General features: G+C 68.5%; 19 protein-coding genes. 11 read left to right on the forward strand and 8 right to left on the reverse strand.

Annotation, left to right across the window (positions count from 1 at the left end; translation table 11 throughout):
• The first annotated feature begins 194 nt into the window (after positions 1–194).
• Complete coding sequence (locus ACT6SE_RS15255; protein WP_053462562.1) at positions 195–488, forward strand: YkgJ family cysteine cluster protein; 294 nt, start codon at positions 195–197, stop codon at positions 486–488.
• 11 nt (positions 489–499) lie between these two features.
• Positions 500–682: a hypothetical protein gene (locus ACT6SE_RS15260; protein ID WP_005410566.1), complete on the forward strand. Its 183-nt coding sequence runs from the start codon at positions 500–502 to the stop codon at positions 680–682.
• Between the two features lie 49 nt (positions 683–731).
• On the opposite strand, the gene ACT6SE_RS15265 is transcribed toward ACT6SE_RS15260, so the two are convergent.
• The 3 genes from ACT6SE_RS15265 to ACT6SE_RS15275 are packed head-to-tail and all read right to left on the reverse strand — an operon-like array spanning position 732 to position 2733.
• Positions 732–1613, reverse strand: coding sequence for a DUF4097 family beta strand repeat-containing protein (locus ACT6SE_RS15265; protein ID WP_046431912.1), 882 nt, complete (start codon positions 1611–1613; stop codon positions 732–734).
• A gap of 11 nt (positions 1614–1624) precedes the next feature.
• Positions 1625–2158, reverse strand: coding sequence for a hypothetical protein (locus ACT6SE_RS15270; RefSeq protein ID WP_046431913.1), 534 nt, complete (start codon positions 2156–2158; stop codon positions 1625–1627).
• On the reverse strand, positions 2155–2733 hold the full coding sequence (locus tag ACT6SE_RS15275) for an RNA polymerase sigma factor (protein ID WP_032958649.1): 579 nt from the start codon (positions 2731–2733) through the stop codon (positions 2155–2157). Before ACT6SE_RS15275 ends, ACT6SE_RS15270 begins: the two co-directional genes overlap by 4 nt.
• 126 nt (positions 2734–2859) lie before the next feature.
• On the opposite strand from ACT6SE_RS15275, the gene ACT6SE_RS15280 reads away from it, so the two are divergent.
• The gene (locus ACT6SE_RS15280) at positions 2860–3039 is read left to right on the forward strand and encodes a hypothetical protein (protein WP_014647972.1); all 180 of its coding nucleotides are present in this window, start codon (positions 2860–2862) and stop codon (positions 3037–3039) included.
• A 35-nt stretch (positions 3040–3074) separates the two neighbouring features.
• Positions 3075–3668: a mechanosensitive ion channel family protein gene (locus ACT6SE_RS15285; protein WP_014647973.1), complete on the forward strand. Its 594-nt coding sequence runs from the start codon at positions 3075–3077 to the stop codon at positions 3666–3668.
• A gap of 206 nt (positions 3669–3874) precedes the next feature.
• Here the strand turns inward: ACT6SE_RS15285 and ACT6SE_RS15290 are convergent, their stop codons facing one another.
• A complete protein-coding gene (locus tag ACT6SE_RS15290; RefSeq protein ID WP_014647974.1) occupies positions 3875–4141 on the reverse strand; it encodes a DksA/TraR family C4-type zinc finger protein in 267 nt (88 codons plus the stop codon).
• A gap of 170 nt (positions 4142–4311) precedes the next feature.
• Positions 4312–4869 (reverse strand): DUF2058 domain-containing protein, encoded by a 558-nt coding sequence (locus tag ACT6SE_RS15295; protein ID WP_014647975.1) that lies wholly within the window; start codon positions 4867–4869, stop codon positions 4312–4314.
• Positions 4870–4931: 62 nt separating this feature from the next.
• On the opposite strand from ACT6SE_RS15295, the gene ACT6SE_RS15300 reads away from it, so the two are divergent.
• From ACT6SE_RS15300 to ACT6SE_RS15310, 3 genes are all read left to right on the forward strand, one after another.
• Complete coding sequence (locus tag ACT6SE_RS15300) at positions 4932–5432, forward strand: M48 metallopeptidase family protein (protein ID WP_014647976.1); 501 nt, start codon at positions 4932–4934, stop codon at positions 5430–5432.
• Positions 5433–5479: 47 nt separating this feature from the next.
• Positions 5480–6178: an RNA pseudouridine synthase gene (locus tag ACT6SE_RS15305; RefSeq protein WP_046431915.1), complete on the forward strand. Its 699-nt coding sequence runs from the start codon at positions 5480–5482 to the stop codon at positions 6176–6178.
• A 108-nt stretch (positions 6179–6286) separates the two neighbouring features.
• On the forward strand, positions 6287–7879 hold the full coding sequence (locus ACT6SE_RS15310; protein WP_046431917.1) for a phospholipase D family protein: 1593 nt from the start codon (positions 6287–6289) through the stop codon (positions 7877–7879).
• 3 nt (positions 7880–7882) lie between these two features.
• Here the strand turns inward: ACT6SE_RS15310 and ACT6SE_RS15315 are convergent, their stop codons facing one another.
• Complete coding sequence (locus ACT6SE_RS15315; RefSeq protein ID WP_046431919.1) at positions 7883–8959, reverse strand: HDOD domain-containing protein; 1077 nt, start codon at positions 8957–8959, stop codon at positions 7883–7885.
• Positions 8960–9237: 278 nt separating this feature from the next.
• Between ACT6SE_RS15315 and ACT6SE_RS15320 the strand changes: the two genes are divergently transcribed.
• Entirely contained in the window at positions 9238–10335 is a 1098-nt protein-coding gene (locus ACT6SE_RS15320) for a Glu/Leu/Phe/Val dehydrogenase dimerization domain-containing protein (RefSeq protein ID WP_444811018.1), read from the forward strand.
• Positions 10336–10382: 47 nt separating this feature from the next.
• Here the strand turns inward: ACT6SE_RS15320 and ACT6SE_RS15325 are convergent, their stop codons facing one another.
• Entirely contained in the window at positions 10383–13226 is a 2844-nt protein-coding gene (locus ACT6SE_RS15325) for an autotransporter serine protease (protein ID WP_049420200.1), read from the reverse strand.
• A gap of 182 nt (positions 13227–13408) precedes the next feature.
• Here ACT6SE_RS15325 and ACT6SE_RS15330 point away from each other — a divergent pair, with 182 nt between their 5' ends.
• From ACT6SE_RS15330 to ACT6SE_RS15340, 3 genes are all read left to right on the forward strand, one after another.
• Positions 13409–14584, forward strand: coding sequence for a thiolase family protein (locus tag ACT6SE_RS15330; protein ID WP_046431925.1), 1176 nt, complete (start codon positions 13409–13411; stop codon positions 14582–14584).
• A gap of 124 nt (positions 14585–14708) precedes the next feature.
• Entirely contained in the window at positions 14709–15050 is a 342-nt protein-coding gene (locus tag ACT6SE_RS15335) for a hypothetical protein (protein WP_005418203.1), read from the forward strand.
• A 156-nt stretch (positions 15051–15206) separates the two neighbouring features.
• Positions 15207–15617, forward strand: a complete 411-nt coding sequence (locus tag ACT6SE_RS15340) for a hypothetical protein (RefSeq protein ID WP_014647982.1) — start codon at positions 15207–15209, stop codon at positions 15615–15617.
• Positions 15618–15729: 112 nt separating this feature from the next.
• On the opposite strand, the gene ACT6SE_RS15345 is transcribed toward ACT6SE_RS15340, so the two are convergent.
• Entirely contained in the window at positions 15730–17367 is a 1638-nt protein-coding gene (locus ACT6SE_RS15345; RefSeq protein WP_046431928.1) for an acyl-CoA dehydrogenase family protein, read from the reverse strand.
• Positions 17368–17415: the final 48 nt, after the last annotated feature.

A 17415-nucleotide genomic window follows, 5' to 3' on the forward strand; every position in this document is an offset into this window, starting at 1 on the left:
CTAGAACCCTGCTGCCCCTTCCACCGGCCATGCCGGTGTGTGTCCACGGTGCAGCCTGGCCCGCCCAGCGGGCCTAGCGGCCATGCCTTCCTGGCTCGTTCATGGTCCGCGCAGCACCTGAGCCGCCATTGAGACCCGCTTTGGGCACCCGCCAGGCCCCTGAGGCCTTACAACCTGACGCAGCACCTGCACCCATCGACTGCCGCCGTTGTGACGCGGTCTGTTGCCGGTTGCCCGTGCTGCTGCAGCCCGGCGACCACGTGCCCGGCCAGTTCCTGTCACGCGACACCCACGGCCGTGCCGTGATGGCGCGCAACGAGGAAGGCTGGTGCGCGGCGATCGATCCCTATCACCTGCGCTGCACGATCTATTCGCAGCGCCCGGCGATCTGCCGCCAGTTCTCGATGGGCGGCGATGACTGCCGCCGCGAGCGGCAGGACTACCTGCGCCAGGCCGATGCCTGGGCGCTTTCCTCCCCTTCCACCTGACAGGAGCAACCATGCCCCGCAAGGCAAAGACCCCCGCGAAGGCCAGCAACAGCATCCGCAGCGAACGCAAGGGCGCGGCCGCCAGCACCGTGGTCAGCAGCGATTCGATCGCTTCGGACCTGGCAGCGTTCCGCAAGGCCGGTGGCAAGATCGAAGTCCTCGGCACTACCTGGGCGCTGAAGAAAGCCAGCTGACCCAGCTCCGACCGCGGCGGCGCTGCCGCCGCGGCCTGCCGGACCGCGCTCAGCGATCCAGGCGTACCCGCACACTGCCCGAATGCGACTGGATGCGGATGTCACCGTCGCCATTGCCGAGCCGAGTATCGAGATGGCTGCCGGGGCCGTAGCGCGGCCGTTCCACCTGGCCGGCGTCGCTGTTGATCGACCCGCTGAAGCTGTTCACCGACAGCTGCGCCGAAACCGTGCGTGGCAGGCGCAGGTTGACCGACGCGCTCACCGATTCGACATTGATACGGCCCCCCGGCGCCAGCCCGGCCGCCGACAGGTCGATGCTGCCCGACACGGTTTCCACCGCCAGCCGCTGCACCCGCCCGGCATCGACCTCGACCCGGCCGGATACCGTCTGTGCACCGATGTCACCGGACACGCCGCCGCCGGCTTCGATGCGGCCACTGACCGTGTTCACGTCCAGCTTCGGCGTCTGCAGGCGCGCGATGACACCGCCACTGACCGTATTGAGCTTGCTGTCGCCGCTGCGACCGGAGGCGCTCAGGCTGCCGCTGACCGTGTCGGCCTGCAGGCGGCGCACATCGATGCCGCTGATGTCCTGGCTGGCACTGACCGTACTCAGCAGCAGTTCCACCGAGCGCGGCACGTTCAGCACCAGCGTCGCGCCGCCGTTGTTGTTGCGACGCGGATACTCGATCTCCCAGCGCACGCGGTTGGCACTCTTCTCCTGGCGCAGCTGCAGGCCATCGCTTAGCGTACCGGTGAGCTGCACGTCGTTGCGGTCCCAGCCACGCACGCTCACTTTGCCGGCCACGTTGCTCAGTTCGATGCGGCCGCCGGCGGCCAGGTTGTGGCGCTCGTCGATCCGGGTGTCAGCCAGGGCCACCGCGGGCAGCAGCAACAGCGCGGCGCAGCAGGTCATCAGGATTCGTGTCATCGGGGGTCTCCTCAGGTCGTCAGGCCGGACTCGGCGGCGTAGGCCGCCTGCCGGGTCAATTCCAGCCGCAGCGCATAGGTGCGCTTGAGCTGGCCAAGCAGATGCGGCGCGCGTGGATCCTGCGCCAGCGCGGCCCGGATCTGTGCCGCGCTTTCATCGAGTTCGTGCAGCGCCGGCTGCCATTCCGGCGCCCGGCCTGCGGGCAACGAGGCCACTGCCTGCTGGTACTGCTCGGTCATCGCCGCGGCCTGCAGTTGCAGGGTAGACGGCACCGGCGCGTCCGGTTGCGCATGGCGCCACGGCGCCACCGCGTAGAGCGCCAGGCTTGCGGCCAGTGCGGCCCCCACCGGCAACCACCAGCGCCGGCGCGAACGCCCCGGCAGCACCACCACGTTGCCGGTCGGCGCAGGCGCCGCCTGTGGTTCACGCGGCGGCAGCTGCGCCGACAACCGCGCCCAGCCATCGGCGGGCAGGCCGCGTTCGGAAGGCAGCGCGCGCAGTCGGGCCACCAGATCGTGGTCGGAATCGTGTTCGTGTGTACTCATGTCATGTCTCCCAGCCGTGCGCGCAACAGGCCGCGCGCACGATGCAACTGTGCCTTGGAGCTGCCGACGGCCATCTGCAGCTGCGCGGCGATCTCCTGGTGTTTCCAGCCCTCGATGTCATGCAGCACCAGTACCGCGCGCGCCCTCGGCGGCAGCGTCGCCAGCGCGCGCTCCAGGTCGCGCTCGGTACCGGCGCAGCGGTCGTGTACGGCCAGCTCCTGCAGTCCTCCGTCCACATCATCAAGACTGTCGTGGTCCTGCCCGGCGGCGCGCCCACGCAGTTCCATCAGCGCAGCGTTGACGCCCAGGCGATGCAGCCAGGTCGACAGGCTGCTCTCGAAACGGAACCCCGGCAGCGCCTTCCACGCCTGCAGGAAGGCTTCCTGCAAGGCGTCTTCGGCACGCGCCTGCTGGCCCCCGCACAGCCGCCACAGCACGGCGAACACGCGCGGTGCATGCCGCCGGTACAGCAGTTCATAGGCCGAGGTATCGCCGGCGGCGGCCGCCCGCACCAGGGCGGGTTCATCGACGGCGTCGTGGGCGGCAGGCGGCGCGGGCATGGTGGTGTCGAGCATATCGCTTGGATGCGGCGGCCCGGGAAAAGGTTTAGAGCCGGACGACGATCACTGCCGTGCAACCTTTTCGACACCTGCTGCATCCATGGAAGGTCCTTCGCGAAATTGCCGTCCAGGAGTCCTGCCATGTCCAGCCCAACCTGCGCCGCCCTGCTGGTGATCGCCGCCTGCGTCGTGCTGCAGGCACTGGGCCTGTCGCTGCAGCTGCACCCCGGTAACGGCCGTGCCTGCCTGCAACAGCACCGCCAGGCGCTGGTGTGCCTGGCCTGGGCCCCGGCGGTCGAATCCCCGGCACGCGCCGGGTAACATCGAAGGTCGTTATTGCCACCTGTTGTCGCCCCATGATGTTGTCGCTGAAGGATCACCTGCCGCCCTGGACCCACCCGTGGTTGAACTACGCCGGCGTCGCCCTGCAGATCGTAGGGGTGCTTCTGGTCGCGTGGCTCCTGCGCGTGCTCGCCCGGCGCCTGATCCGCCGCTTCGCCGAGCACTACACGTTGCCGCCCGAGATGGTGATGGGCGCGCGCCGGATCACCAGTTTCGTGGTCTATTTCAGTGCCCTGCTGTACATCCTCAGCCTGCTCGGCGCGAAGCCCTCGGTGCTGTGGACCGCGTTCACCGGCTTCGCGGCCGTGGGCGCGGTGGCCTTCTTCGCGGCCTGGAGCGTGCTGTCCAACATCTTCTGCACGCTGCTGATCTTCACCACCCGCCCGTTCCGCCTGCACGACTACATCGAGGTGCTGGAGAACGGCGAGAAGCCGGGCCTGAAGGGCCGGGTGATCGACGTGAACCTGATCTACACCACGCTGCAGGAGACCGGCGAGGGCCACGAGGGCACGGTGCTGCAGCTGCCGAACAACCTGTTCTTCCAGCGCACGGTACGGCGCTGGCGCGACCCGGCGCAGGCCCCCGGCGGCATCCAGGGCGACGGTTGAGGGTGGAGTTTTCGGCAGGGCTGCGCCCTGCACCTGCAGAGGCCGAAGCCGAAGCCGAAGCAAGATCAAGAGCGGCATTCCGTGGGATGGCGGGGCGGTGTGGGTCCGGTTGAGGGGGGCCAGATCAGTGAGCGCCATGGATGGCGCCTTTGATGTTGACGTTGCTTCTGCAGGTGCAGGGCGCAGCCCTGCAATAAAACACCCCTTTACCTCAGCTGGCTGTCCTTGCTGCCACGCCGGTTGTACCCGGCATGCGCCTGGTCTTCGTCGTCCCGCGCCTGCTGGCACGCAACGCACAACCGCACACCAGGCACAGCCTGGCGCCGCGCCAACGGGATCGGCGCGTCGCATTCCTCACAGTGTTCCAGACCGGGTCCCTCGCGCAGCTGGCGCCGCGCGCGGGCGATCGCGTCGTCGACGGTGGCGTCGATCTGGTCCTGGACCGCGCCGTCTCCTGCCCAACCGGTGGCCATGGCTATCCTCCGCAGGTGTGTCGCCCGATATGGGGACGATACACCCCGGCAAAAAGGAAGGCCTTCATGTAGAGCCGAGCCATGCTCGGCTGCTCTTCAGGATGCCAAACAGAACGCCGACGGATCCGATCAGGCCGATTGCGGCTTAATCCCCTCCGTCCCCTTTTTGCTTACCAGACCAGGTCGTCGGGCACCTGGAACTGCGCGTAATAGGCGTCGTCCTCTGCGTTGCCGGTGGAGATCTCGGCGGTCGAGCCCGGCTGGCCGTGGTCGACGATGATTGCTTCGGGTGCGCGTTCACGCACCTTTTCGGCGGCGGCGCGGGGCAGCAACGCATAGCCCTCGCCGTGGGCGACGATGACCAGCACGCCCACCGACAGCGCCTTGCGCAGCTTGGGGTCGATCAGCAGGGTACGGATCGCTGCGCCATCGCTGAAGCGGTACTCGTCGTCGCCCTTGTGGGGTACGGCATGGGCCGTGATGATCTGCCTGGCCTGGGCCTTCTGTTCAGCCTGCCTGGCCTGGGCATTGCGTTCGGCGGCCAGTGCGCGGTCGCGCTCGACCTTCTCGGCGCGGGCACGTTCAGCCTCGCGCTGGACCTCGGCCGAGGTCGATTCGGCCTTGCCCTGGCGGGCCTTGGCCTGCTCGCGTGCGGCGGCGCTGGCCTGCGACTTCTTGGCCAGGCCGGCCTTGAGCAATTGTTCCTGCAGCGCGTTGGGCTTTGCCATGGTCGGTGCGTACCGCGTGTAATCTTGGATGCCCCATTCTACCGACGCCCCGCCGCCCCTGCATGGCAGTCCTGAAGTACCTCACCGGTTATCCCGAACCCCTGGTTGCCCAGGTCAGCGAGCTGCTGGCGCAGGGCAGGCTCGGCCCCTGGCTGCAGCAGCGCTACCCCGACCCGCACGAGGTGCGCAGCGACCGCCAGCTGTACGACTACACCCAGGAGCTGAAGGACCGTTACCTGCGCAAGTCGGTGCCGCTCAACAAGGTCTGCTACGACAATACGCTGGAAGTGATCAAGCACGCGCTGGGCACCCACACCGCCATCTCCCGCGTGCACGGCGGCCGCCTCAAGGCCAGCCGCGAGATCCGCATCGCGACCGTGTTCCGCCAGGCACCCGCGGCGTTCCTGCGCATGATCGTGGTGCATGAGCTGGCCCACCTGAAGGAAGCCGACCACAACAAGGCCTTCTACCAGCTGTGCCAGCACATGGAGCCGGACTACCTGCAGCTGGAGTTCGATACCCGCCTGTACCTGACCGAGCTGGCCAACCGCGGCCAGCGCTGACCGGCCGCAGCAGCTACACTGCGCGCCCCCTGCCCGACCTGCCTGCCATGGAACCGATCCGTCTCGACAAACGCCTGTCCGCCCTGCTCGGCATCCCGCGCGGCGAAGCGCGGCGCTACATCGAAGGCGGCTGGGTCACGGTCAACGGCGACGTGGTGGAGCAGCCGCAGCGCCCGGTCGATGGCAGCGCGGTGATCGTGGTGGCCGAACAGGCCAGCGATGAAAAGGCCGAGCGGGTCAGCATGCTGCTGCACAAGCCGGCCGGTGTCGCCGCCGAAACCCTGTGTGCCCTGGTCAGCAGTGACAGCCGCAGCGAACTTGATGCCAGCGACATCCGTCCGTTGCAGCGTCACTTCCACGGCCTGCAGCTGGCCGCCTCGCTGCCGGCCAGCGACAGCGGGCTGGTGGTGGTCAGCCAGGATCCGGCCACGCTGGCCCACCTGCAGCGCAACCTGGGCCGTACCGAGCAGGAATACCTGATCGAAGTGGCCGAAGGCGGTCCCGAGCGCGGGCCGTGGCTGATGGCGCGGCTGCAGCAGGAATCGGGCGGCGCCAAGGTCAGCTGGCAGAGCGAGCAGCGCCTGCGCTTCGCCGGCAAGGGCCTGACGGCCAAGGGGCTGCGTGTGGCGGTCAGCGCCGCCGGCCTGCAGGTCACGGCCGTGCGCCGCCTGCGTATCGGACGCGTGGCGCTGGGGCCGCTGCCGCCGGGGCAGTGGCGCTACCTGGGCAGCGACGAGCGGTTCTGAGGTGTGCGGGTCAGGGCCCTTTCCCGTGGAGAGGGATCCGGGGGTCGGATCCCGTGCCGAAGGCAGGGGCTCTGACCCCCTGTCGATCCTGCAGGCATTCCTTCACGCATGGCGTGGCTCTACCATCGGGGCATGAGCCTGCCCAAGCCGCTGTGGCGACGCCTGCTGCGTGTCGCTGCGGTCATCCTCGCCGTGCTGGTGCTGCTGGTCCTGTCCGGGCTGCTGCTGGCCGACCATCTCACGCCGCGGGCGCATGGCGCGCCTTCGCGCGTGCTGCCGCTGCAGCCGGCACAGACCCGCATCGACCAGCAGATCGTGCCGCTGCAGGCGGCCCATCCCGGCCAGTCGGGCGTGGCCTTCCTCAGCGATGGCATGGATGCCTTCGCCGCCCGCGCGATGATCACCACCCAGGCCGGCCGCAGCCTGGACCTGCAGTACTACATCTGGCACGACGACCTGATCGGCCACCTGATGGCCAAGGCGCTGTACGACGCCGCCGAGCGCGGCGTGCGCGTGCGCATCCTGCTCGATGACATGAATGCCAAGGACAAGGACGCGCTGATGATGGCGCTCGATGCCCATCCGAACATCGAGATCCGCCTGTACAACCCGTTCCGCAACCGGACCGGCATCCTGCGCATGGTGGAGATGGTGCAGCGCTTCTTCAGCGTGAACCACCGCATGCACAACAAGAGCTGGATCGCCGATGGCCGCGTCGCAATCGTCGGTGGCCGCAACATCGGCGAGGAGTACTTCAGCGCGCGCACCGACGTGAACTTCCAGGATCTGGACCTGCTGGTCGCCGGCCCCGCCGTGGAGCAGGCCAACCGGATCTTCGACGACTACTGGAACAGCGAAACCGCCATCCCGGTATCCGCGCTTGCCTTCCATACCGACGCACAACTGCGCCTGCTGGTGCGCGAATCGGACCACGAGGCGCAGCGGGACGTGGCCCGCCCCTACCTTGCGCGCGTGGCCGAATCACGCCAGCGGCAGCGCCCGAGCCCCGAGCCGTTGCACTGGAGCGGTGCCGTGCGCATCGTGTCGGACCCGCCGATGAAGCACCGCAGGGATGATCGCGCCACCTGGCTGGTGTCGACCCTGATCAGCGAGCTGCAGGCCGCCCGGCACAAGGCCCTGTTGATCTCGCCCTACTTCGTGCCCGGCAACGAGGGCCTCGATGGCTTTTCGGCAATGGCCGGGCGGGGCGTGCAGGTGGGCGTGGTCACCAACTCGCTGGCCGCCAACGACGTCGCCGCCGTGCACGGGGGCTACATGGGCTACCGCGTGCCACTGCTGGAAGCCGGCGTCCACCTGTACGAGCTGAAGGCACAGGGTCAGTCGGGCGATGCCGGCGTGTTCGGCAGCAGCGGCGCGAGCCTGCACACCAAGGCATTCCTGATCGATGACCGCCGCGGTTTCGTCGGCTCCTTCAACCTGGACCCGCGCTCGGCCTACCTGAACACTGAAATGGGTGTGCTGTTCGACGATCCGGTGCTGGGTACACAGCTGCGGGACGAATACCTGCGCCTGGCTGACCCCAGGCACAGCTGGTGGCTGGCACTGGACGACCGCCGCCGGTTGCGCTGGCTGGAGCGCGAACCGCCACCGCACTGGGTGGAGGCCGAGCCAGGGGCAACGGCGCGCAAGCGCTGGTTGTCGCGGGTGATCAGCTGGCTGCCGGTGGAATCGCAGCTGTAGCGCTCAGGACGCCGGAGTGGCCTCATCCTGTCCGGCCTCGTCCAGCGTTTCCACGTTGCGCCCATGCAGGCGCCGCCAGATCCAGCGCAATGCATGCGGCGGTGCCGAGGGCAGCTGCTCCAGCAGGGCCAGCATGCGGCTCTGGCTGGCATGCCCATGGCGGCACAACAGGCTGGCCGCTGCGGCCGCGCTGGCCAGGCGCAGGCTGTCGGCCAACGATCCTTCCGCATCCACCGCCAAGGCCTGGTGAACCGGCTCAGGCAACTCCCATGCGGCAGCGACCCGCTGCGCCAGCGGCAACGACCACTGCTGCAACAGCTGCAGGGCCAACGCCGGCTCCACGGGCTCGCCACGGGCCTGTGCCTCCTGCAGCAGCTGGCGCATCACCAGCGCCGCACCCAGCCCCTGCACCAGGCCCAGCCACTGCGCGGCGAAGGCATCGCCGAAGGTGACCGTGCGTGCGTGGTCGGCCGCTGCACGCGATGCCAGCAGTGCGTGCTCCCAGATGATCGCGCTGAACTGCGGGAACACCTCGCATTGCACCTGCATCACCGGCTGCACCAGTACCGCACTGATGATCTGGCGCACGCCCTCGGTGCCGACCAGGGTCACCGCCCGCTGCAGGCTCTCTACCGGGCGCTCGTGGACCTTGTAGGCCGGGCTGTTGGCGATGCGCAGCAGGTTGCCGGTCAGCACCGGGTCCTGGCCGATGATCGCGGCCATCACCCGGGCCGAGGCGGCATCGTCGTTGACGGTCTGGATCAGCTGCGGCAGCAGCTGCGGCCGGCGGGGCAGCTGCCTGGCCGCCCAGTCGCGGTCCTGCAGCGCGCGCGCCACCGCCTCGCCCAGGCCTGGGTCCTGCACCGGCGTTGGCTCGCCGGCCAGCCGTGGGTACAACGCAAGCGCATGCAGCCCGCGTTGCAGGTGAGCGGCGATCTCCGGCGACGGCAGCGCCTCGCCCTGCAGGCTTGCGGCTGCGGCGGCCACCGCCTGGCGGGATGCGGCAACCAGCCGCGCCGGTGCCGTCCCGGTCGAACGTGTCAGCCAGCCGCGCAGCGATCGCCACCATGCCGCTGTCATCGCCGCCCGCCCTGTCGTTGTGATGCCCTTGCCGTCACTGACCGCCCTGCCTCTTCACGCCCATCCGGCCACCCGCCGTCGTCGCAGCATCGGCCGCACTTTCATCTTCTTTAACCTGACGGCCGCCGACGTCGACGGCAACGGCCGGGCGAATGGACTAGAATGGCGCCGCGCGACCCGTCCCCCAGCCATGACGACGTCGCTTTTTTTGTTTTGGGACCCTACCGTTCACTGGCCGTTCGCTGCAGTTCGCGGCTGTTCGCGCCATCGGAGACGCCATGCTATTCGAAACCCTCGCCACCACCGGCCACGAACAAGTGGTGTTCTGCCACAACCACGATGCCGGCCTGAAGGCGATCATCGCCATTCACAACACCACCCTGGGCCCGGCCCTGGGCGGCGTGCGCATGCGCCCCTACGCCAGCACCGACGAGGCACTGGCCGACGTGCTGCGGCTGAGCCGGACGATGACCTACAAGAATGCGCTGGCCGGCCTCAACGTCGGTGGCGGCAAGGCGGTGATCATCGGCGACCCGAAGGTGGACAAGACCGAGGTGCTGTTCCGCGCCTTCGGCCGTTACGTCGACTCGCTGGGCGGCCGCTACATCACCGCCGAAGACGTCGGCACCGACGTCAACGACATGGAGAACATCTACCTGGAGAGCCAGTTCGTGACCGGCGTGCACCAGGTCCATGGCGGCTCCGGCGATCCGGCCCCGTTCACCGCCTACGGTGCGCTGCAGGCGCTGATGGCGGCGATGTGCTTCAAGTTCGGCCACGAGGAAGTGGGCAAGACCAGCATCGCGGTGCAGGGCCTGGGCCACATCGGCATGGAGCTGGTGAAACTGCTGCGCGACCGCGGTGCCAAGCTGTATGTCACCGACCTGGACAGCGCACTGGTTGATCGCGCGGTCAGCGATTTCGGCGCCGAAGCGGTCAAGCCCGACGAGATCCACGAAGTGAACGCCGACGTGTTCGCACCGTGCGCGCTGGAAGGCGCCATCAACGCCGACACCCTGCCGCGGATCAAGGCCAAGATCATCTGCGGTACCGCCAACAACCAGCTGTCGAGCCTGGAAATCGGCGATGAACTGCACGCGCGCGGCATCCTGTATGCGCCGGACTATGCGGTCAACGCTGGCGGCGTGATGAACGTGTCGCTGGAGATCGATGGCTACAACCGCGAACGCGCGATGCGCCTGATCCGCAGCATCTATCACAACCTCACCCGCATCTTCGAACTGTCGCAGCGCGAGAACATCGCGCCGCAGCGTGCGGCCGACCGCATCGCCGAAAGCCGCATCCTGTCGATCGGCAAGCTGAAGATGCCGCTGGGCCGCAGCACCCCGCGCCTGGGCAACCTGCGCGGCGGCTGAGCCTGCCGATGTCGCGCCGGAGCTGACGTCCCGGCGCGACCTCCCGCTCAGAACCCGGTGCTGTAGCGCAGCGCCGCCTGGCGCGCGCCCTCGCCACCGACGCGCTGGTCGAAGCCCAGGCTCAGGCGGCCATTGCGGCCCCACCACGACTCCAGCGCCACGCCGAACAGCGCACTGCCACGCGGTGCGTCCCATCCCGCCAGGGGTGCCCAGGCATCGACACCAACGAAGCTGGCCTGCCAGTCCGCATCGGCACCGTCGAGCCGTTGCTGCCACTCGGCGTGCCCGCGCAGCGTCCAGCGCCCCCAGCCGCGCTCGCCGCGGATACCGGCCAGCATCTGGCTGCGCTGCACGCGGTTGGCGTCGCCACGCAGGCCGAAGCCGAAACCACCCAGCTCATTGAAGGCATCGGTATCCACGCGCGTGGTGCTGGCACCCAGATACGGTGTCAACGACGCGCCCGCGCGGCCAAAACGATAGCCGCCTTCGACGCTGGCACTGCTGAAGCGTCCGCCGTAACGTGCGGAAACACCATAGGCACCGGCGCCCAGCAGCAACTGGCGATCCAGCGCACGGGTGAACTGGCCGCTGCCGACCTGCGCCAGCGCATAGCCCCGGCCCAGGTTCCAACCGGCGTACAACTGTGCCTGCGCCTGGCGATCACGCCCACGATCGCCGCCGAAGCTGCTGCCACCATTGCTGCGGGTCTCGCCAAAGGCCACGCCCATCAGCCCATTGCTGCCCAGCGGCAGGTCCTGGCCGGCCATCCAGCCACGGCTGTCGGCGGCATTGCCGGCAAAACTGCCCTGCCCGGCCTCACCGAGCGCGCTCTGCCAGGCCCCGCGCAGGCGCGGCGCCGCCTGCACGCGATCGAAGCGCTCGGCGATCGCACGGCGCGACATGTCGATGCTGTCGAAGGTGGCCGACTCGGCCCGCGCATGCGCCTGCCCGGACAGGCTCTGCAGGCTGGCTGCCAGGCCCTCGCTGCCACCGCCGGTCCACTGCAGCGCACCGGCCGCCGTGCCGAAGGCCGAGCCCTGCAGCGCAGGACTGCCATCGAGGGCGCTGAACGCACCTTCCAGTCGTTGCGCCGCGGACTGCGCCGAGGCCGCGAGCCCGGTCGCCGCCGCCGTCACGCTCACCTGGGTCAGGTTCAACCAGGCAGTGTTGCTGTCATAGCCATAGCTGCTCTGCAGCAGCGACAGGCCCTGCAGGCCGCTGGAGGAGGCCGGGCTGCTGAAGGTGCCGCTCAGGCCACCGGCCGCATGGACCAGGTCCTGGCGGCTGCCGTTCTGCGGCACGTAGCCGGAGACGAAGCCATGCACGCGCACGCCACCATTGATCGAGGCCGTGCCGGTCACCTGCAGCGCATTGGCACCGAGCGCGATCATCAACTGGCCACCCGCCTGCTGCGTGTAGTTGCCCTCGATGGTGCCGGTGGTGCTGCCGGTGGTCAGGAACACGCTGCTGCCGTTGACCACGTTGCCGATCACGCGCGGCGTGCCGCCATTGAACTGCAGGCCGGTCGAATCCGGGTCGGGCTGGCCGAGGATGGTCACGTTGGAACGGATGACACCGCCGTTCTGCAGCGACAGGATGCCGCGTTCGATGCGGGTGGCGCCGCTGTAGCTGTTGTTGCCTGCGAGCACCAGGGTGCCCCCGCCCTGCTTGACCAGGCCGCCGCTGCCGACGATGTCGTTGCTCCACAGCGAGCCGCTCGATGGCGCATCGACACTGGCCACTACATCACCCCAGTCGAAGCGGCCCGGGCCCTTGATCGCCCGCGAGATGTCGAGCAGGCCGTAGCCGAACACCGCATCCACGCCGGGCGCGCCGATGTCCTTGGCCGTGCCCAGCAGGGTCTGCCGCACCAGGTTGTTGTCGAAGTACGGGTAGCGCTGCCAGACCAGCGCGGCGGCGCCGGAGATCAACGGGGCGGCGAAGGACGTCCCGTAGTTCCAGTAGTAGGTGCTGCCATTGGCATCGGGATAGACCGCGCTGCCCGGCGCCGCCAGGCAATAGCGCGCCGCCTGCCCGCAGGCATTGGCGTAGCTGGCCAGCGTGCCCGGTGCATAGGGATCCACTGCGGTCGCCACCAGCCAACCGCGCTCCAGGTCGGCCGCCGGCAGCGAGCCGGCAACGCCCAGCTGGCTGGGCAGGGCGGCCAGGCTGCTCGGTTCGGTGCGCGCATCGTTGCCGGCCGCGAACACCACCAGGCCGCCATGGTTGATGACGAACGGACGGTACTCGGCCGCCACCTGCGCGGTGGTCGGCAGGTCGGTCCAGTACAGGCCGCCCCACGAGTTGTTCATCACCTTCACGTTGTAGCTGATCAGGTCCTGGTGGACCTGCGCCACGCCCAGCGGACCGCTGAAGGAATTGCCCTTGCCGCTGCCGTCATCGACCGGCGGCTTGTCGGCGATGATCCGCGCCGAAACGATCTGCGCACCGGGGGCGATGCCGCCCGGCCAGGTTCCCACCGGCGCGCCGGCGGCCAGGCTGGCTACCGCCGTGCCGTGGCCCACCACGTCGTCCACCAGCAGGTTGTTGCGCGCCGGATCGATGTAGTTGAGGTTGCCCACCACCCGCCCGTTCAATGCCGCTGCGTTGCGCTGCACGCCCGAGTCGACGATGCCGATGCGCACGCCCTGCCCGGTCAGGCCGGCGGCCTGTGCGGCACGCGCATTGGTCACTGACAGGTGCGCGTCGAAGGCCGGTTCCTGCGGCTTGGCCGGAGGCGGTGCCGTCGGAGGGGGCGTCGTTGGGGGTGTGGGGGTGGTCGGAGGGGGATCGATGCGGACATTGCCGCCGCCTCCGCCGCCGCCACATGCCGTCATTGCCATCGCCAGCGCCGTTGCCAGCGCGGACCTAACCATCGTCGTGCGTTCCATCGATTCCTTCCCATGAACGTTGACCTGCCTACATCCCGGCAGGCGTGCGGTGCCGCCCAGCGGCGGCCCTCCCCGACCCTCTATACTTGGGCCGACCCCCACGCAGTCTGCCGGGAAACCGGGGCGCTTCCAACGTCCGCGGTCTCCTTTCCGAACATTGCTTACGCATCAACGAGATTGCCATGTCCAACATCGTCATCGCCGCCGCCAAGCGCACCGCCATCGGCTCCTTCCTCGGCCAGTTCAACGGCGTGCCGACCCCCACCCTCGGCGCGGCCGCCATCGCTGCCGCCCTGGAACAGTCGGGCGTACCGGCCAGCGACGTCTCCGAGGTCCTCATGGGCTGCGTGCTGCCGGCCAACCTCGGCCAGGCGCCCGCCCGCCAGGCGGCGATCGCCGCCGGCATTCCGCTGTCGACCGGCGCCACCACCCTCAACAAGGTGTGCGGCTCGGGCATGAAGACCATCATGCTCGGCCATGACCTGATCAAGGCCGGTTCGGCCAGCATCGTGGTCGCCGGTGGCATGGAATCGATGTCCAACGCCCCGCACCTGCTGCCGAACTCCCGTACCGGCAACCGCTTCGGCAACTTCCAGGCGGTCGACCACATGGCCCACGACGGCCTGGTCAACGCCTATGACGGCAAGGCCATGGGCGAATTCGCCGAATGCGCCGTGGACAAGTACCAGTTCAGCCGCGAGGAGCAGGACGCCTACGCGATCGAATCGGTCAAGCGCGCGCAGGCCGCACAGGCCAACGGTGCGTTCGCCGACGAGATCGTCGCGGTGAAGGTAGCCACCCGCAAGGGTGACGTCGAGGTCGCCACCGACGAGCAGCCGGGGCGCTCGGATATCGCCAAGATCCCGACCCTGCGTCCGGCCTTCAAGAAGGACGGCAGCGTCACCGCCGCCAGTTCCTCCAGCATCTCCGACGGCGCCGCCGCGGTGGTCCTGCTGACCGAGGAAGACGCGGCCGCCCGTGGCATCACTCCGCTGGCCCGCATCGTCGGCCACACCACCCATTCGCAGGAACCGGAGTGGTTCACCACCGCCCCGATCGGCGCGATCCACACGCTGCTGGCCAAGACCGGCTGGTCGCTGGACCAGATCGACCTGTTCGAGATCAACGAGGCCTTTGCCGTGGTGGCAATGGCGCCGATGCGTGAGCTGGGCATCCCGCACGACAAGCTGAACGTGAATGGCGGTGCCTGCGCGCTGGGTCATCCCATCGGTGCCTCCGGTGCACGCCTGGTGGTGACCCTGGTCAACGCCCTGCGCACGCGCGGTGGCAAGCGCGGCATTGCCACCCTGTGCATCGGTGGCGGCGAAGCAACGGCAATCGCCATCGAATTGATTTAAAAAGATTTAACGATGATTTCGCAAAAATGAATGCGGGATCGCTTGACACCCAATCTTGGCTTGTCATCATGTTGTCGGCGCGCAGCATGCGCGTTGCCTAATTCTAACGACGAGGATTTACACAATGAGCATCAACAAGCTGCTGGTCGCGATGTCCCTGGCTCTGGCCCTGGCCGCCTGCTCGAAGCAGGAAGCTGCCCAGGACGCCGCTGCTTCGGCCAACGAAGCCGCCACCGAAGCCCAGGCTGCTGCCGACCAGGCCGCCGCTGCCGGCGCCCAGACCGCCGACGCTGCCCAGCAGGCTGCCAACACCGCCGCCACCGCTGCTGACGCTGCGACCGACGCTGCTGCCAACACCGCTGCTGCCGCGACCGACGCTGCTGCTGGCGAAGCCAAGGACGCTGCCAAGGCTGCCGAAGCTACCGCTGAGCAGGCCAAGGACGCTGCTGAAGAAGCCAAGAAGTAATAACTTCTTTCTTCACGCTGTTCCGGAAAAGCCGCTGGTTCGCCAGCGGCTTTTTCTTTGCGCCACTGCGACCTCGCGGCGCGGGCATCGCGACCCCGCCTTCACAACGGCATGAATAGGCTGGCGTCCCCATCCATTGCAGTACCGGAGACCGCCATGAAGATTCGCCCGATCACCACCACCCTGCTGGCCGCCTCCCTGCTGCTGGCCCTGGCCGCCTGCAAGGGCCCGGAAGCCGAACAGGCCAAGCAGGACGCGCAGCAGGCCGCTGACAGCGCCGGCGCGGCTGCCCGCGATGCCGTCGACAAGGCGGCAGAAGCTACCCGTGACGCCGCCGACAAGACCGCTGCAGCCTCCGAGCAGGCCGCCGCCGATACCCAGCAGGCGCTGGACAAGGCTGCAGACGCCACCGCCAACGCTGCCGACAAGGCCAAGGACGCCGCAACCGACGCCGCCGCACACGCCAGCGATGCGACCGCCAACGCCGCACAGAAGGTGGCCGACAAGGCCCGTGATGTCGCCAATGACGCGAAGGCGAACGCCGCCAAGGAAGAAGCCAAGCACTGAGGCGTACCGGCAGCCAGGCATGGGCCCGGCGCTACAGGAAAAGCCGCGGCACTGCCGCGGCTTTTCTGCTTTTCGCTTTGCGTTTTTTCCGTTGATTCCGTGGTGGGCGCTCCTACGGCAGCGCGCGCACCAGCATCGCCGACAGATCCACGCCCGTCGGCAGGGTCCCGAACACCAGCCCATGCTCCGCTTGCAGCCGGCTGCGCACGAACGCCTCTGCCATCGGACTTTGCGCACGCAACAGCAGCGCGGCCTGCAACAACAGCACTGTGCGCTCGCAGAACAGCCGCGCCTGCGACTCATCCGGTGGCGGTGCTGCTGCCCACCGCTGTAAAGCCGCTGCGTAGCGCGCATCACGATCGGCCACCGCCGCCAGTTCAGCGCGCAGCGCCGCCAGCGCCTCCGGTTCGCGCGCCAGCGCGCGCAGCACGTCCAGACACTGGATGTTGCCGCTTCCTTCCCAGATCGAATTCAACGGTGCCTGCCGGTACAGCCGCGGCAGCATCGATTCCTCCACATAGCCCGCGCCGCCCAGGCATTCCTGTGCTTCATTGACGAAGGCCGGCGCGCGCTTGCACAACCAGTACTTGCCCAGCGCCGTCCCCACACGCGCCAACGCGGCTTCGTTGGCATCCACGCCGGCCCGGTCCACCGCACGCGCGATGCGCATCGACAGCACTGTGGCCGCTTCCGACTCCAGTGCCAGGTCGGCCAGCACATTGGTCATCAACGGGTGCTCGACCAGCAGCTTGCCGAACGTGCGGCGATGACGTGCGTGATGCAGCGCCTGCGCCAGCGCCATGCGCATTTCCGCCGCCGCGCCCAGCATGCAGTCCAGGCGGGTCATCATCACCATGCCGATGATGGTGGCCACGCCCCGCCCCTCCTCGCCCACGCGCCACGCCTGTGCCCCGCAGAACTCGACTTCGCTGGAGGCATTGGCCCAATCGCCAAGCTTGTCCTTCAAGCGCATCAACCGGAATGCGTTGCGGTCGCCGTCGGCCAGCCGGCGCGGCATCAGCAGGCAGGTCAGTCCTCCCGGCGCCTGCGCCAGCACCAGGAAGCCATCGCACATCGGTGCGGAAAAGAACCACTTGTGACCGACCAGGCGATAGCGCTCGCCATCGATCGGTTCAGCGCGCGTGCTGTTGGCACGCACATCCGAGCCTCCCTGCTTCTCGGTCATGCCCATGCCCAGCGTGATGCCGGCCTTGTCCGCCACCGGTACATCGCGCGGGTCATAGACCGGCGCTGCGGCCTTGCGCGCCCACTCGGCCAGGTGCGGCTGCGTGTGCAGCACCGCAACTGCCGCATGGGTCATCGTCAACGGGCAACTGGTGCCAGCCTCGGCCTGGTGGTGCAGGTAGCTCAACACCGCGCGCGCGACATGCCCGCCCGGTTGCGGCTCGTGCCAGGACAACCCGGCGACCCCGTGCGATTTCGCTGTGCCCATCAACTGGTGATAGGCCGGATGGAACTCCACCGTATCGATGCGATGGCCCTGCGCATCATGCGTGCGCAGGCGCGGCCGATCGCGGTTGGCATCGAAGCCGAGCCGGTACAGTTCGTCACCCGCCAGCGCGCCATAGACCGCCAGCCGCGGCGCGAAGCCGCCAGCGCCTTCGCGCTGCACCGCCTCCATCAGCGCCACGTCATCGGTCCACAACTGGCGCCCCGCGAACGACGGCGGCTGGTTCAGCACCACATGGGTTTCGTAGGGCGCATTGCTGCTGAAGCTGGGTCCACTCATCCGGTCCGTCCTGGCGGCAAGAGATCTGCGGTCCGATTGTGCCGCATC

It is taken from the genome of Stenotrophomonas sp. LC732, assembly GCF_052446685.1.
GTDB lineage: Bacteria > Pseudomonadota > Gammaproteobacteria > Xanthomonadales > Xanthomonadaceae > Stenotrophomonas > Stenotrophomonas muris.

Bases quoted from the DNA above. Each gene is read 5' to 3' on its own strand.
- ACT6SE_RS15260 (WP_005410566.1), top strand. From the start codon at position 500: ATGCCCCGCAAGGCAAAGACCCCCGCGAAGGCCAGCAACAGCATCCGC.
- ACT6SE_RS15265 (WP_046431912.1), bottom strand. From the start codon at position 1,613: ATGACACGAATCCTGATGACCTGCTGCGCCGCGCTGTTGCTGCTGCCC.
- ACT6SE_RS15270 (WP_046431913.1), bottom strand. From the start codon at position 2,158: ATGAGTACACACGAACACGATTCCGACCACGATCTGGTGGCCCGACTG.
- ACT6SE_RS15275 (WP_032958649.1), bottom strand. From the start codon at position 2,733: ATGCTCGACACCACCATGCCCGCGCCGCCTGCCGCCCACGACGCCGTC.
- ACT6SE_RS15280 (WP_014647972.1), top strand. From the start codon at position 2,860: ATGTCCAGCCCAACCTGCGCCGCCCTGCTGGTGATCGCCGCCTGCGTC.
- ACT6SE_RS15285 (WP_014647973.1), top strand. From the start codon at position 3,075: ATGATGTTGTCGCTGAAGGATCACCTGCCGCCCTGGACCCACCCGTGG.
- ACT6SE_RS15290 (WP_014647974.1), bottom strand. From the start codon at position 4,141: ATGGCCACCGGTTGGGCAGGAGACGGCGCGGTCCAGGACCAGATCGAC.
- ACT6SE_RS15295 (WP_014647975.1), bottom strand. From the start codon at position 4,869: ATGGCAAAGCCCAACGCGCTGCAGGAACAATTGCTCAAGGCCGGCCTG.
- ACT6SE_RS15300 (WP_014647976.1), top strand. From the start codon at position 4,932: ATGGCAGTCCTGAAGTACCTCACCGGTTATCCCGAACCCCTGGTTGCC.
- ACT6SE_RS15305 (WP_046431915.1), top strand. From the start codon at position 5,480: ATGGAACCGATCCGTCTCGACAAACGCCTGTCCGCCCTGCTCGGCATC.
- ACT6SE_RS15310 (WP_046431917.1), top strand. From the start codon at position 6,287: ATGGCGTGGCTCTACCATCGGGGCATGAGCCTGCCCAAGCCGCTGTGG.
- ACT6SE_RS15315 (WP_046431919.1), bottom strand. From the start codon at position 8,959: ATGACAGCGGCATGGTGGCGATCGCTGCGCGGCTGGCTGACACGTTCG.
- ACT6SE_RS15320 (WP_444811018.1), top strand. From the start codon at position 9,238: ATGCTATTCGAAACCCTCGCCACCACCGGCCACGAACAAGTGGTGTTC.
- ACT6SE_RS15325 (WP_049420200.1), bottom strand. From the start codon at position 13,226: ATGGAACGCACGACGATGGTTAGGTCCGCGCTGGCAACGGCGCTGGCG.
- ACT6SE_RS15330 (WP_046431925.1), top strand. From the start codon at position 13,409: ATGTCCAACATCGTCATCGCCGCCGCCAAGCGCACCGCCATCGGCTCC.
- ACT6SE_RS15335 (WP_005418203.1), top strand. From the start codon at position 14,709: ATGAGCATCAACAAGCTGCTGGTCGCGATGTCCCTGGCTCTGGCCCTG.
- ACT6SE_RS15340 (WP_014647982.1), top strand. From the start codon at position 15,207: ATGAAGATTCGCCCGATCACCACCACCCTGCTGGCCGCCTCCCTGCTG.
- ACT6SE_RS15345 (WP_046431928.1), bottom strand. From the start codon at position 17,367: ATGAGTGGACCCAGCTTCAGCAGCAATGCGCCCTACGAAACCCATGTG.